The organism is Euzebyella saccharophila (genome assembly GCF_014855495.1).
GTDB classification, from domain to species: Bacteria; Bacteroidota; Bacteroidia; order Flavobacteriales; family Flavobacteriaceae; genus Euzebyella; species Euzebyella saccharophila.
On sequence record NZ_JACYFJ010000007.1, the window covers coordinates 125,574 to 138,934 of the forward strand.

Below are 13,361 nucleotides of genomic sequence, written 5' to 3' on the forward strand. Positions count from 1 at the left end.
CTCATGATTAAATCATTTACATTGGTAAACTTAGAAGAAATGGCCCAGAATAAGGTTTAAGCAGATAGTAAGAAAGCTTAATGAAAGTTTAAGGTGCTTAATGAAATATTAAAGTAGATTAAACAGTCTAATTGTTTTGGTTAATTAGTAATGATTTTGAAAAGGAGAAACTTTTATATAATACTGTTCATTGCATCCATTATTGGTTTGGCCTTTGTACAATATCAATACCTAAGAATAGGACTAAACTTGGCCAAAGTGCAATTTGAGTCTAAAATTGAGAAGGCTTCTGTAGTTATTAAAAGTGGTTTGGAAGTAGATAATAAACTGACTTATTTGGTACGTAATGCCATTGAAAAGGATACTTCGTTTTTTAAGGTGAGCACCGATAGTTTAGAAAAAGTAGCCAATCATTTTCTGAGGGATTTTATAGAAGAACAACTTTTTAACCAAGGAATTGAATCGGAATTTGGATACAATTTGCAAGTAAAGGGCACGGATTACGAGTTAAATTCTCCCTCTTTTCAAAAAACCACTGAAGATTCAGATCACTATCCTTTAATGTTAGAAGGATATTTTAACGAAACTTTTGATGCTCCAGTTGTACTGGAACTTCAATTTCAGAATCTTAACAACTATTTTTTAGCAAAACTTAACGGCCTAACGTTTCCCAGTATCTTGTTTCTTTTGGGTATTTGTGTCACCGTTATTTGGGTGTTACGAACCTATTACTGGCAAAGTAATATTATTACCACCACCAATGAATTCATCAATAATCTAACACATGAATTAAAAACCCCTGTTTTCTCCATTGGTTTGGCCACTAAACTATTGGGTGAAACAGCTTCCGAAAAGCAAAAACCTGTACTCTCAATTGTTAGGCAACAGGTAGAACGATTATCTACACATATAGATAAAGTTTTGCAATTGGCAAGTTTGGAATCCGGAAAGGCCGTCATGGAATTGGAGCCGGTAGATTTTAAACCGAATTTAGAACGGTTATGTTCCAATTTTAGAACATTGGTCTCCATAGAAAATGCGCAATTTAGTTATGAAATTAGTGGGGAGTCTCTTCTTTTGAACGCAGAAGTATTTCATCTCGAAAATGCTATTAACAACATCCTCGATAACGCTAAAAAATATGCCGAAGACCCTGTAATTAAATTAGAAGCATATACAGAAAAATCTAAGTTGTTTATTGAAGTAACGGACAACGGAAGGGGAATGTCCCATGAGGAAAGAAAAAACGTGTTTAAAAAATTTTACCGGGGCACTAATGGCAATTTACATACTGTAAAAGGGCATGGGTTGGGATTGAGTTACGTATACAAAGTTATAAAGAGGCATAAGGGAAAGGTCTTAATAGATAGTGAGAAGGGGCAAGGAGCCAAGGTTACAATGGTAATTCCTATTTTAGAATAATGGACAAGAAAAGAAGAATTTTATTAGTGGAAGATGATGAGGCCTTAGGGTACTTACTTTCTGAGTATTTAAAAATGAAAAATTTTGATGTCACTTGGGCCAAGAACGGGGAAGAGGGCCTAAAGCATTCCCAAAGTTCATCTTTTGATTTAGGGATATTCGATATTATGATGCCCAAAAGGGATGGTTTTAGTCTTGCCGAGAAGATTAAAAAGGACTTCCCTAATTTTCCATTTATATTTCTTTCCGCAAAGTCGCTTAAGGTAGATGTGTTAAAAGGATTTTACTTAGGTGCCGTAGATTATCTTAAGAAGCCCATTGATGAAGAAGAGTTGGTCATAAGAATAGAAAATTTATTAAATAGACTAACGCCTTCAGTGAAAAACGAAAACGCTCCAGAACTAATTCAAATTGGTAATTTTAGTTTTAATACCATTAACCAAGAACTGTCCTTTAAAGAAGAAACCATTACGCTTACCGTGAAAGAAAGTGAGTTGCTTTCCTTTTTGTTAGAACGAAAAAATAAACTTTCCAATCACAAGGATATTTTAATCAAGATTTGGGGAAAAAACGATTATTTTAATAAAAAGAGTTTGAACGTTTTTATCACTAGGCTTAGAAAGTATTTGGAACGTGATCCTGCAATTAAAATAGAAAACGTTCATAATAAGGGCTATATTTTAAGACATAAGGAAGATTAGATCACGTTTCTGCTTAATTTATTATCTTAAGTGGAAAATTTTGGAAACTATGGAAACCTATGCAAACGCTCTTTTGTATGCCATTCCATTTTTTGTAGTACTTCTGGTAATAGAAATTGGGTATGGTTACCTCATTAAAAATCAAAAGCATAATGTTTTGGATTCCGTTTCAAGTATAAGCTCGGGCTTTACCAATATTATAAAGGATACCCTTGGTTTAGGTTTAATTTTGGTATCCTATCCTTTTTTGGTAGAGCACTTATCCTTGGTACACATAGAACAGACTTGGCTGGTTTGGTTAGCGGCATTTATTGCTATAGACTTTGCCGGTTATTTGAATCATCTGTTAAGCCACAAGGTGAATTTTTTCTGGAACCAACACGTCATTCACCATAGTAGCGAAGAGTTTAATTTGGCCTGTGCCTTAAGGCAACCCATCTCAAATTTATTGGGTTTCTTTGCTTTGTTTTTAGTGCCTGCGGCCCTCTTAGGTGTGCCAAATAAGGTCATAGCCATTCTTGCACCTGTACATTTGTTTGCCCAGTTTTGGTATCATACACAGCATATTGGTAAATTAGGGTGGTTAGAATATGTTCTTGTAACGCCCAGTCAGCATAGGGTACATCATGCCATAAATCCAGAATATATTGATAAAAATTTAGGTCAGATACTTTGTGTGTGGGATAGATGGTTTGGAACCTTCCAAGAAGAATTGGAAGATGTGCGACCTCAATATGGTGTATTGAAACCGGTCAGGACATGGAATCCTATCCTTATAAATTTTCAACACTTATGGCGAATGGTTCAAGATGCTTGGCGAACTAAAAATATTGCTGATAAATTTAAAATTTGGGTAATGCCCACTGGTTGGCGTCCTAGGGATGTGAAGGATTTATATCCTATTGAAATTATTGAGGACGTATATAATTTTGAACGCTATAAAACCCAAACTTCCGTATGGTTAAATAGTTACATTATTTTTCAGTTGATAGCGACATTACTAATGTTGTGGTTTATGTTTTTTAATTATTCTACTATTGGTGTAGATGGATTGCTAATCTTTGGAGCTTTCGTTTTCATAGGAATCTATGGTTATACGAGTCTTATGGACCGCAATCCAATCGCCGTATTGGTTGAGTCTGTTCGGTCTATTGTAGGGCTTGCCTATATTTATTTAATGGGAGATTGGTTTGGCTTAGACCAATATTTGACTTCTGGTAGCCTATTGGTTGCCTTGTATTTCATGATTACCCTTTTCCTCACCATCTACTTTACGTACTTTGAAAGGTCATCCATATCTAAGGATTTGGTTTTGTAGGTTTTGACAGTTTTCAATCTTATTTTTATAACTAAATTTAATTTATGAGACCCTATATTTTAGCTGAATCCAATTGGGAAGAGCTTAAAGGAGCTACATATGATATGGCTATTTTGCCATGGGGAGCTACCGAAGCCCATAACTATCATTTGCCTTATGCTACGGATAATATTCAAGCCGAGCATATGGTAGCCGAAATGGCTCGATTGGCCCATAAAAAAGGAGGTAAACCTATTGTCTTACCGATTATTCCATTTGGGGTAAACACCGGTCAGTCTGATATTTACTTGGATATCAATCTCAATCCAAGTACTCAACTAGCCATCCTTACAGATATTGTAGAAGTACTTAATAGACAGGGTATTCATAAACTACTAATTTTTAATGGACATGGAGGTAATAATTTTAAGCCGTTGGTACGCGAGTTGGGATTAAAATTTCCGAAAATGTTCATCAGCTTTTGTTTTTTTCCATCGGTGGTAGATAAGACGTTATATTTTGAGGAGGAAGGAGATCACGCAGACGAGATGGAGACTAGTTTAATGCTTTATTTACGACCGGATTTGGTCTTGGGCAAAGAAAAATGGGGTAGAGGAACTGTGAAAAAATGGAAGATAAACGGATTTAATGAAGGTTGGGCTTGGGCCGAAAGAAAATGGTCTCAGGTGAGCGAAGATACAGGAGTGGGTAATCCGGAAAAGGCAACTGCAGAAAAAGGCGAACGTTTTTTTAAGGACGTTACGGAAAAAATGTCACAATTGGTACTGGATATTTGTAAGGCAGATATTGAGGATTTGTATGAATGATATACTTAAATTTTACGTACTTCGGTATTCACCAATTTAATATAAGCTTTCATTGCCTCCTCACGTTTCATATTTTTTGCTTGGATAAGAGCGTTCGCCTTAAAGGCATTAATTAAAGGAACTTTACTGTCCGGACTTCGAAAGTTTTTATTGGCAATCTTGTAGTAGGCGTAGAGTTTTAACAACAAATCTGCTGGTAAAGGATTGGTGTAACTGTTGATAAATTCAACGGCCTTCGCAAAATCAGTATGTAATTTCTCCTTCTTCATCCTTTTTTACAACTGCAGCTATACAAGTTTTTGCGCCTACCACTTTTTGATTCAGTTTAACGGTAACAGCACAGTCCAATGGTAAAAACAAGTCTACTCTTGAGCCAAATTTTATAAACCCTGCGTCTTCCCCTTGTTGCACGCTTTCACCTTCTTCGGCATAATTAACGATCCTTCTAGCCAAAGCACCGGCTATCTGTCTGTAAAGGATATCTCCAAACTTAGGGGTCCTTATGACTACTGTAGTACGTTCATTTTCCGTACTTGATTTGGGGTGCCATGCCACAAGGTATTTGCCAGGGTGATATTTGGAAAATTTTACACTTCCACTAGCAGGATAGCGGGTAACATGTACATTGGTAGGAGACATAAATATGGATACTTGTCTTCTCTTGTCCTTGAAGTATTCCGTTTCTTCTACTTCTTCAATAACAACTACCTTACCATCTACGGGAGCTAAAATTTCATCAAAAGTTTTATTGGCCCTTCTGGTAGGGTTCCTAAAAAACTGTAAAATGAGAATAAGAAAAATAATCGCGGCAATTTGCAATATCCACCGTAGCCATGGCAGGTCTATATAAAATTGAGATACCAGAATAATGGCGCAGACAATAAAAAAAGTGATCAATATAATTTTCTGGCCCTCTCTATGAAACATAGTCAATAATCTTTAAAGTTAAAAAAGCAAAAGGTGCCGCAAAGACCAAACTATCCAATCGGTCAAGCATACCACCATGTCCTGGCAATAGGGCCCCACTGTCTTTTACGCCAGCAGCCCTTTTTAATTTTGATTCCACTAAATCCCCAAGGCTACCTGCCACTACAATAACGACAGCTATTAACACCCATTGTACCGGGGTAATTATAGGTTCATATTTTCCCAAAAAGTAAGCGGTTCCCATGGCAAAAAGCAATCCACCCAATGCACCTTCAATGGTCTTTTTAGGAGAAACTCTGCTAAATAATTTATGACGTCCAAAAGCTTTACCTGTTATATAGGCAAATGAGTCGTTCACCCAAATCAAGATAAAAATACCTATTATAAGGAACTTCACAAAGTCATCATTGGTATAAGGAATCATTGTTAGGAAAATAAAACCGCCACCAATATAAAACAGCCCTATAAGCCATTTTTGAAGCGTGTTGAAAAGACGTTCTTTCTTATAAAAAAGATAAAATAAAAGGGCGAAGTTAGTAGCCAACGTACAAAGAAGTAGGGTGTAAATAGGCCACATATCCGTAACAAAATATATAAATGCCCACCAAAGTACTAGATAGGCAAAGTATATATGTAATCCTTTTAGGCCAACTAATTTTTTGTATTCATTGAGGCAGGCCAGTCCAAATACCATGAAAAGAAAATCAAATGCATCTGAGCTTAGAAAAACAACGGATAATAATAAAACAATATAAACAGCGCCGGTTAAGGAACGCCTTAAAATTTCACTCATAATTTACAGGTCTTCCAAAAGTAAAAGATACAGATTTTTGGAACTACTCCCGTAAGTTAGAAAATCATCTGAGTTTTCCTCGGTTGCCTGAAAATGTTTTAAGGTAGTAATATTGGCAGGTATGCTTCCTGCATATTTTTTCTTAATGACTTTTAGCCCTTCCCCTATGGATTCCACCAGTTGGCTAGTAGTAGCGAATACAATAACATTATAGGGAATCTCATTAAGCTTTTTGTCCATCAATTGATTAGAGCAAACTAGAATAGATCCATTCTGCGCCACCAAATGCTCACACGTAGTAAAGAAAACCTCACTTTGTGAGCTTTTATCAGTAAACTTCACCTTTTCTTTGGAGAATTTCTCTTTTAAGGTAGGGCTTAAGGCAAAGAAGGATTGGTCTTGCCAACTATTCTCATTAATGATATTCTTTAAAGCCTGTGATATTTCGGAGAAAGAATCACAATAGAGAAATTTACCACCGTTCTTTTTAAAGTGGATGGTAAACTTTTCATCAACGGGAATGTTCAAGTCCGGCATATGGGCTCCTCTAGTTTCCGCAGTTTCCTTTGAAACTTTCTTTTTGTTGCCACCGCCGAATAATTTGTCAAATAGCCCCATTTAGTCTTTTAACCTCTGTATAAAATTTCGTTTCCCGAAGATAAAGAAAACGTTAATTTAAATGAATTATTTTTCTTCTCCCTCTTGCGTCAAAGTTCCGGATGTTTCTGAATCTGAAGTACTGACATCCCCTAGCTTTTCTTGGCCTTTTTCGTCAAACTCCTTATCAAAAGGGCGTTTTCCAAAAATCTTCTCCAAGTCTTCTTTGAAGATTACTTCTTTGTCCAAAAGTCTTTCTGCTAAGGTTGTCAACTTATCCTTGTTCTCAGTAAGTACCGTGATAGCTCGCTGGTATTGCTCCTCAATGATCTTAGAGATTTCCTCATCTATTTTTTTAGCGGTATCCTCACTGTAAGGTTTGCTGAAACCGTAGGAATCCTGACCGGAAGAATCGTAATAGGTGAGGTTGCCTATTTCATCATTGAGACCATAAATGGTTACCATGGCTCTTGCCTGTTTGGTCACTTTTTCCAAATCACTTAGTGCTCCGGTAGATATTTTATCGAAAATTACCTTTTCTGCAGCTCGACCTCCCATTGTGGCGCACATTTCATCCAGCATCTGTTCCGGACGAACAATTAAACGCTCCTCTGGCAAGTACCATGCAGCTCCTAGGGACTGACCTCTTGGAACAATGGTCACCTTAACCAATGGCGCGGCGTGTTCAAGCATCCAGCTAACCGTAGCATGACCCGCTTCGTGAAAGGCGATGGTCTTCTTTTCACCTGGAGTTATAATTTTATTTTTCTTCTCAAGGCCACCTACAATTCTATCAACAGCGTCCAAGAAGTCTTGCTTGGTCACGGCTTTCCTTTCTTTTCTAGCGGCAATTAGAGCAGCTTCATTACAAACATTGGCAATATCCGCCCCAGAGAATCCGGGAGTTTGTCTTGCCAAAAATTCTAGGTCTAGCGCTTCCGCAGTCTTAATTGGTCTTAAATGAACCTCAAAAATTTCCTTACGCTCCCTAATATCGGGCAGATCCACATAAATCTGTCTATCAAAACGGCCGGCACGCATTAGAGCCTTGTCCAAAACATCTGCACGGTTGGTGGCTGCCAATACAATTACATTGGTATTGGTTCCAAAACCATCCATCTCCGTTAAAAGCTGGTTCAAGGTGTTTTCGCGCTCATCATTGCTTCCAGTAAAATTATTTTTACCACGGGCCCTACCAATCGCATCAATTTCATCAATGAAGATAATTGCCGGCGATTTGTCTTTGGCTTGTTTAAAAAGGTCACGTACACGAGAAGCTCCCACACCAACAAACATTTCAACAAAATCTGAACCGGACAGCGAGAAGAAAGGTACTTTGGCCTCTCCGGCAACTGCTTTTGCCAAAAGGGTCTTACCAGTTCCCGGAGGTCCTACAAGTAATGCTCCTTTAGGAATTTTACCCCCTAAAGAGGTGTATTTGTCCGGGTTCTTCAGGAACTCTACTATTTCTTCTACCTCTTCTTTTGCGCCTTCCAAACCGGCAACATCCTTAAAGGACGTTCTGGTATCTGTCTTTTCGTCAAAGAGTTTGGCTTTTGATTTTCCAATGTTAAATATCTGACCACCTGCACCTCCGGCACCTCCGCCAGACATCCTTCGCATTAGATATATCCATATACCAATAATTAAAACAAAAGGTAGGATACCAAGTAGAAGGTCCATTAGATAATTGTTGTCCGTATCATAGTCAACAATCGTATCTAAATTGTTTTCCTTCTTAATGTTTTTGATTTCGTTCTCAAAATTCTGAAGATCACCATAATCCAAGACATATTGTGGCGTAGCCCCCGTAGATGGTAGAAAGGGCTGGTCATTTACCTCCTTATGTACATCTTTGGCCAAAGCTTCTTCTGTTAGAAAGACCTTTGCCTGTCTCGTATTGGTGATGATCATGATTTCCTTTACATCACCATTTCTTAAATACTCCTGTAATTCAGAGGTGGTGGTCTTCTTTGTACTGGCAAAATTACCACTACCCAAAAATTGGAAACCTATTAAAAATACCGCTATTATACCGTAAATCCACCATGAGCTGAATTTAGGTTTTTTAGGGTTCGTACTGTTATTATCTTTGGCCATTCTTGTCTTTTACTGGTTTAAACTACTTTCTACAGAGGTAACTTTGGCATCTCCCCAAAGTCCTTCTATGTCATAAAACTCCCTAATTTGTTTTTGGAAAACATGCACAACAACGTTCACATAGTCCATAAGGATCCACTCGGCATTATCTTCTCCTTCTACATGCCAAGGTTTGTCTTTAATAGCTTTGCTTACGGTTTTTCGGATTGATCCTACTATTGCGTTCACATGTGTGTTAGAAGTACCGTTACATATAATAAAGTAGTCACAAACTGTATTTTCTATATCTCTTAGGTCGAGTAAACTAATATCTTGTCCTTTGACTTCTTCAATCCCCTGTAGGATTACTGCAATCAATTCATCTGCGCTGGCTTTGCTTTCTTGCATTCAAAAATTTTAGTTTCTACAAAGTTATTTATTTTTTTGCTCTTTACGGTTCAGTTTTTCGTACAATAGACGTATAATTTACCGAAACCATAGTTTATGTATTTAATCAAACTTAATGCCACGGAGTCCACTAACGATTATTTAAAGGAAATGGCGCTCCGTACAGTACTTACGGATTTTACCGTGGTTACGGCTAACAACCAAACCAAAGGTAAAGGCCAAATGGGCTCTTCTTGGCAGGTTGAATCTGGTAAAAACCTAACTTTCAGTGTGTTGAAAAGCAATTTATCGCTAACTTCAGATTCCTTATTTTTATTAAATGTCATTGTTTCCCTAGCTGTTCATTCAACTTTAAAATCTATTGGTGTGCCTGATTTAAGAGTAAAATGGCCTAACGACATTCTGTCAGGCAGTTTTAAAATATGTGGCATCCTTATTGAATCTCAACTATCCGGGCCCAAATTGAAATCGGCCATCTTGGGAATTGGACTGAACGTAAACCAAACCGAATTTGGTACTTTAGTAAACGCATCTTCATTAAAATTGTTGTTAGGAAGAACTTTGGTACTGGAGGAACTGCTCTTCTCCTTGGTAGAACAATTAAAAAAGTATTTCCAAAAGCTTGAAAAGGATGGGGACCAAGGAATCTGGCAAGAATATAACCAGCTTCTTTTTCGGTTAAACAAACCTTCCACTTTTAAAAATGTAAAAGACCAAATGTTTATGGGCTTTATAAAAGGAGTGTCTCCGCAGGGCAAGTTACAAATAGAACTTGAAGACCGTATTCTCAAAGAGTTTGGTCTTAAAGAAGTGAAACTGCTTTATTAAAGGAATTATATCTTACCTAAATTTTCAGATAGGGTACCCATAAAATTAGTGATGGGTTTTTTAATCATCATGGCCATCATTGCATTGAATTCACCTTCAAAACTTAGGCTGACTTCACTTGATTCATCAGTAATTGATATGATATTAGCTGTAAGTGAAAAAGGTAATTTTTCACTAGCGGCCCCTAATACAATTTGACTATTTGGAGTCTGTTGCTTTCTTTGAAGCACAATTTCTGGCATACCCTTAAGTGCAAATAGAAATCTATCTTCATTGATCACTTGAAATTTGTCAATGTTTTCAGGCATTAATTTTTCGAAATTTTTCAAATCGGTAAGAAATTCAAATACTTCTTTATCCCCTTTAGGTACAATTGTGTTTGGAGTTTCTATATGCATTCGTCTATTTTTTCCATTGGGAAGGATTAGTGCGCCATTCCCTTAGCGTATTTAATTGTTCTTCTTTTATGAAATGCGTTTCCGAAGCTTGTTGAATCAGATGTTCATAATCACTAAGTGTATGTAATTCAATTGCTTTTTCAGCGAAATTCTCATCAGCTACCTGAAAACCATAGGTGAAAACCGCAATCATTCCTTTTACATTGGCACCGGCACTTTTTAAAGCTTCAACGGCATTTAAACTACTTTTGCCGGTACTGATCAAATCTTCAATAACAACCACGGTTTGGTCACTTTCAAGCTTTCCTTCAATCTGATTCTGTCTGCCGTGCTTTTTTGGTTCTGGGCGTACATAAATGAAAGGAAGACCTAAAACGTCTGCCACCAGGGCACCAATACCAATGGCGCCAGTGGCAACGCCGGCAATAATATCCGGTTTTCCATACAGGCTTTCCACCTGTTTCGCCATTTCTTCCTTAATAAAGTTACGAATGGCAGGATAGGACAATAAAATTCTGTTGTCACAATAGATGGGGGATTTCCATCCGGAAGCCCATGTAAAAGGATTTTCCGGTTTCAACTTTATTGCATTAATTTGCAACAGAAGCTCGGCTGTTTTTTTAGCGGTGTTTTTGTCTAAAACCATAGCGCAAATGTATAAAGTTTTTGTGAACGAATTACCGTTGATTCTAACAAATAAACTCTCCGAAACTGGTAATGGAGAATATTTTCCCCTCAACGAAAGTTCTATACAGACTGCCATTAAGGCACTTAAGAAAAAAAAGCTAGAAGCTGCTTATATCTATCACCCCAACCACGAAGAAATTCTAAAGAAATTTACCAAGGAGATACCATTGGTAGTTGCAGCGGGAGGCGTTGTAACCAATAAGATGGGTGAGGTTCTTTTTATTTATAGGAACGAAAAGTGGGATTTGCCAAAAGGCAAGCTAGATAAAGGGGAATCTATTGAAGATTGCGCCGTTAGAGAGGTTATGGAAGAAACTGGAGTTAAGGATTTGCGAATTGAAAATTTCCTTAGGACTACCTATCACGTTTTTAGCAACAATGGCAAATATACTTTGAAGGAAGTTCATTGGTATGCCATGAAAACCGAATACGATGGCAAATTAAAGCCTGAAAAAAAGGAAGGTATCTTTAAGGTTAAATGGAAGGGGCCACAGAAAATTCAAAAGGCACTACAAAATTCTTATCCCAATATAAAACTCTTGTTCGGGGATTAACACCCTACTCTTTTTTTAGTACTCTGTATACTGGGTATTGGTTATGGGCCTGTTCGTTATATCTGGAATTCTTATAAATGTAATCTAGCTGTGCGTACCAATTTTGAGCAAATGTAGGATCATCTTCTTTTTTAGAAAAAAGACTGTCTTTCAATGTTGGGTTCTCTTCCAAAATTTTTAATGCCAAGTCCTCAAAGACGTAAGGGGAAAAACCTTCTTTTTGTTGTAAAATGGAATCGAAGAAATTCCAGTTAAAAAAGGAATCTGCGGTGGTGGGTTCCAAAACTTCCATAAGATACCTTATTCCTTTCTGGTCTGTAGGGATATTGATATCGCCCTGCTGAAATTTTATCTTCTTGGTCGTAGTCTTCAGTTCTGTATCGTCATGTAAATAGTGACCTTCATATGGAGTGTTTCGGGTAGAAAAACTTGATATGGAATAGCTTTCTACGGTAATGATAGTATCTTTTTGGAAGGTAGTATAGTCTATATTGTTTAAATCCAAGAGTTCTGTAACCTTAGACCATCCCCTTTTCAATATATAGGACTCGGGAATCTTCACGGAATCAACGGGTTTGTAAAAATTCTGATAATCAACCTTTTTTTCAAAGGGTCTATTTCTATCGTATTTAAGTCTTTGCAAGTTCGTAACCTCACTCGTTAGTGTGTCCGCCTCAAAACCTAAAAATTTTAATTCTGTTGTCCTGGTGGTGTCAACTGCCCATTGAGTAGGGTAGTAGTCCCAGTTTTTATGACGGTGCAATGCTTCTGTTCGTAGTTGTTTTATTTGATCAAAATTTTCTTCGGCTATGTCCATGGTGTTTTTCATAAGTGCATAGGTGCCTTCTACCCTTTGCTTATAGGGTTTGAGCATGTGTGTTTCTACCATGAGTCCAAGAACGTTCCATAGGGTGGTGTAACCCGTGGAATAGCGGGGATGATCCATAAACTGCGAAAAACCACTCTCGGGCACCTTGTTAAAAACGTTTACGTACGGTGTAATATCCCAATCTTCCTTTTTAAGTTTTCCTTCCAATTCTGGCATAAATTTTTGATGGAGGTAATTTCCTAAATCGCCACCTAGTTTATTATGTTGGGTAAATAGATGTGTTAGCGTATATTGATAATCGGCCCCATTGCTAACGTGGTTATCGATAAAAATATCGGGATTTACCAAATGAAAAATCTCGTAGAAAGACCTTGTATTTTTGGTGTCCGCTTTTATAAAATCACGATTAAGGTCATAATTAAGGGTGTTTCCTCTAAAACCATAGGAAACAGGACCGTTTTGGTTTACCCTAGTGGTGGAGTTTCTGTTTAGTGCCCCACCAATATTATAAATTGGAATAGTCACCAATATCGTTTTTTCCGGTGCTCTTAGTTTACCAATGGCCAAATCTCTGTACAATAACATTGTAGCGTCAATTCCATCGCTTTCCCCAGGGTGAATGCCATTATTGATAAGTACAATTGTTTTTTTATCGTTGATTTTTTGGAAATTAAAGTCCCCATCCGGGTTGTAGGTAATTATGTGAAGGGGGAAACCGCTATCTGTTTGACCAACGGTTTGCATATTAATCTCAGGAAATTCCTTAGCCAATTGAATGTAGAAATCTATAACCTGAAGGTAGGTTGCCGTTTCTGTTCCTTGGGAAGCCTCAAAATGCGTTTCGTACTCCTTGCTATTATCTTCTTTTTCAGATTCACATGAAATAGCAAAAAAGGTAACTGCAATAGCCAGTTTGGTAAGAAATGGGATTTTGGTAAGTGGCCGTATTTTTATCATGCCACAAAATTAATCAAAAGCCTTTTCTTCTTTATAACAAGTTGATAGAAGTGTAGT

At 37.3% G+C, this 13,361-nt stretch carries 15 protein-coding genes; 6 read left to right on the top strand and 9 right to left on the bottom strand.

Annotated features, from left to right (window positions below; all coding sequences use genetic code 11):
• The first annotated feature begins 150 nt into the window (after positions 1-150).
• Genes IL355_RS17225 through IL355_RS17240 form a run of 4 tightly spaced genes read left to right on the top strand, consistent with a single transcriptional unit; the run spans position 151 to position 4,247 of the window.
• Complete coding sequence (locus IL355_RS17225; protein WP_192463345.1) at positions 151-1,422, top strand: sensor histidine kinase; 1,272 nt, start codon at positions 151-153, stop codon at positions 1,420-1,422.
• Entirely contained in the window at positions 1,422-2,123 is a 702-nt protein-coding gene (locus tag IL355_RS17230) for a response regulator transcription factor (RefSeq protein ID WP_192463346.1), read from the top strand. The genes IL355_RS17225 and IL355_RS17230 overlap by 1 nt, the downstream gene beginning before the upstream one ends.
• A 49-nt stretch (positions 2,124-2,172) precedes the next feature.
• Positions 2,173-3,441 carry a sterol desaturase family protein gene (locus tag IL355_RS17235; protein ID WP_192463347.1) on the top strand — a complete coding sequence of 423 codons (1,269 nt, stop codon included), beginning with the start codon at positions 2,173-2,175 and terminating at the stop codon, positions 3,439-3,441.
• Between the two features lie 44 nt (positions 3,442-3,485).
• On the top strand, positions 3,486-4,247 hold the full coding sequence (locus tag IL355_RS17240) for a creatininase family protein (protein ID WP_192463348.1): 762 nt from the start codon (positions 3,486-3,488) through the stop codon (positions 4,245-4,247).
• A 5-nt stretch (positions 4,248-4,252) separates the two neighbouring features.
• Here the strand turns inward: IL355_RS17240 and IL355_RS17245 are convergent, their stop codons facing one another.
• The 6 genes from IL355_RS17245 to rsfS form a co-directional block, all read right to left on the bottom strand.
• Positions 4,253-4,516, bottom strand: coding sequence for an acyl-CoA-binding protein (locus tag IL355_RS17245; RefSeq protein WP_192463349.1), 264 nt, complete (start codon positions 4,514-4,516; stop codon positions 4,253-4,255).
• Complete coding sequence (locus IL355_RS17250) at positions 4,491-5,174, bottom strand: phosphatidylserine decarboxylase family protein (protein ID WP_192463350.1); 684 nt, start codon at positions 5,172-5,174, stop codon at positions 4,491-4,493. The genes IL355_RS17245 and IL355_RS17250 overlap by 26 nt, the downstream gene beginning before the upstream one ends.
• Positions 5,164-5,967, bottom strand: coding sequence for a phosphatidate cytidylyltransferase (locus IL355_RS17255; protein ID WP_192463351.1), 804 nt, complete (start codon positions 5,965-5,967; stop codon positions 5,164-5,166). The genes IL355_RS17250 and IL355_RS17255 overlap by 11 nt, the downstream gene beginning before the upstream one ends.
• 3 nt (positions 5,968-5,970) lie before the next feature.
• Positions 5,971-6,585, bottom strand: a complete 615-nt coding sequence (locus IL355_RS17260) for an LUD domain-containing protein (RefSeq protein WP_192463352.1) — start codon at positions 6,583-6,585, stop codon at positions 5,971-5,973.
• 66 nt (positions 6,586-6,651) lie between these two features.
• Entirely contained in the window at positions 6,652-8,664 is a 2,013-nt protein-coding gene (gene ftsH, locus IL355_RS17265) for an ATP-dependent zinc metalloprotease FtsH (RefSeq protein WP_192463353.1), read from the bottom strand.
• 9 nt (positions 8,665-8,673) lie between these two features.
• Entirely contained in the window at positions 8,674-9,051 is a 378-nt protein-coding gene (gene rsfS, locus IL355_RS17270) for a ribosome silencing factor (protein ID WP_187458460.1), read from the bottom strand.
• Positions 9,052-9,147: 96 nt separating this feature from the next.
• Here rsfS and IL355_RS17275 point away from each other — a divergent pair, with 96 nt between their 5' ends.
• Positions 9,148-9,879 (top strand): biotin--[acetyl-CoA-carboxylase] ligase, encoded by a 732-nt coding sequence (locus IL355_RS17275; RefSeq protein ID WP_192463354.1) that lies wholly within the window; start codon positions 9,148-9,150, stop codon positions 9,877-9,879.
• A 5-nt stretch (positions 9,880-9,884) separates the two neighbouring features.
• On the opposite strand, the gene IL355_RS17280 is transcribed toward IL355_RS17275, so the two are convergent.
• Together IL355_RS17280 and pyrE are read right to left on the bottom strand one after the other, a co-directional pair.
• Positions 9,885-10,277 carry an SRPBCC family protein gene (locus tag IL355_RS17280; protein ID WP_192463355.1) on the bottom strand — a complete coding sequence of 131 codons (393 nt, stop codon included), beginning with the start codon at positions 10,275-10,277 and terminating at the stop codon, positions 9,885-9,887.
• A gap of 4 nt (positions 10,278-10,281) precedes the next feature.
• Positions 10,282-10,923, bottom strand: coding sequence for an orotate phosphoribosyltransferase (gene pyrE, locus IL355_RS17285; RefSeq protein ID WP_192463356.1), 642 nt, complete (start codon positions 10,921-10,923; stop codon positions 10,282-10,284).
• A gap of 7 nt (positions 10,924-10,930) precedes the next feature.
• Here pyrE and IL355_RS17290 point away from each other — a divergent pair, with 7 nt between their 5' ends.
• A complete protein-coding gene (locus tag IL355_RS17290; RefSeq protein WP_192463357.1) occupies positions 10,931-11,518 on the top strand; it encodes an NUDIX hydrolase in 588 nt (195 codons plus the stop codon).
• Positions 11,519-11,522: 4 nt separating this feature from the next.
• On the opposite strand, the gene IL355_RS17295 is transcribed toward IL355_RS17290, so the two are convergent.
• A complete protein-coding gene (locus tag IL355_RS17295; RefSeq protein ID WP_225621310.1) occupies positions 11,523-13,304 on the bottom strand; it encodes a M14 family metallopeptidase in 1,782 nt (593 codons plus the stop codon).
• Positions 13,305-13,361 lie beyond the last annotated feature (57 nt).

Coding starts and splice junctions, on each gene's coding strand:
- IL355_RS17225 (WP_192463345.1), top strand. CDS start 151: ATGATTTTGAAAAGGAGAAACTTTTATATAATACTGTTCATTGCATCC.
- IL355_RS17230 (WP_192463346.1), top strand. CDS start 1,422: ATGGACAAGAAAAGAAGAATTTTATTAGTGGAAGATGATGAGGCCTTA.
- IL355_RS17235 (WP_192463347.1), top strand. CDS start 2,173: ATGGAAACCTATGCAAACGCTCTTTTGTATGCCATTCCATTTTTTGTA.
- IL355_RS17240 (WP_192463348.1), top strand. CDS start 3,486: ATGAGACCCTATATTTTAGCTGAATCCAATTGGGAAGAGCTTAAAGGA.
- IL355_RS17245 (WP_192463349.1), bottom strand. CDS start 4,516: ATGAAGAAGGAGAAATTACATACTGATTTTGCGAAGGCCGTTGAATTT.
- IL355_RS17250 (WP_192463350.1), bottom strand. CDS start 5,174: ATGTTTCATAGAGAGGGCCAGAAAATTATATTGATCACTTTTTTTATT.
- IL355_RS17255 (WP_192463351.1), bottom strand. CDS start 5,967: ATGAGTGAAATTTTAAGGCGTTCCTTAACCGGCGCTGTTTATATTGTT.
- IL355_RS17260 (WP_192463352.1), bottom strand. CDS start 6,585: ATGGGGCTATTTGACAAATTATTCGGCGGTGGCAACAAAAAGAAAGTT.
- ftsH (WP_192463353.1), bottom strand. CDS start 8,664: ATGGCCAAAGATAATAACAGTACGAACCCTAAAAAACCTAAATTCAGC.
- rsfS (WP_187458460.1), bottom strand. CDS start 9,051: ATGCAAGAAAGCAAAGCCAGCGCAGATGAATTGATTGCAGTAATCCTA.
- IL355_RS17275 (WP_192463354.1), top strand. CDS start 9,148: ATGTATTTAATCAAACTTAATGCCACGGAGTCCACTAACGATTATTTA.
- IL355_RS17280 (WP_192463355.1), bottom strand. CDS start 10,277: ATGCATATAGAAACTCCAAACACAATTGTACCTAAAGGGGATAAAGAA.
- pyrE (WP_192463356.1), bottom strand. CDS start 10,923: ATGGTTTTAGACAAAAACACCGCTAAAAAAACAGCCGAGCTTCTGTTG.
- IL355_RS17290 (WP_192463357.1), top strand. CDS start 10,931: ATGTATAAAGTTTTTGTGAACGAATTACCGTTGATTCTAACAAATAAA.
- IL355_RS17295 (WP_225621310.1), bottom strand. CDS start 13,304: ATGATAAAAATACGGCCACTTACCAAAATCCCATTTCTTACCAAACTG.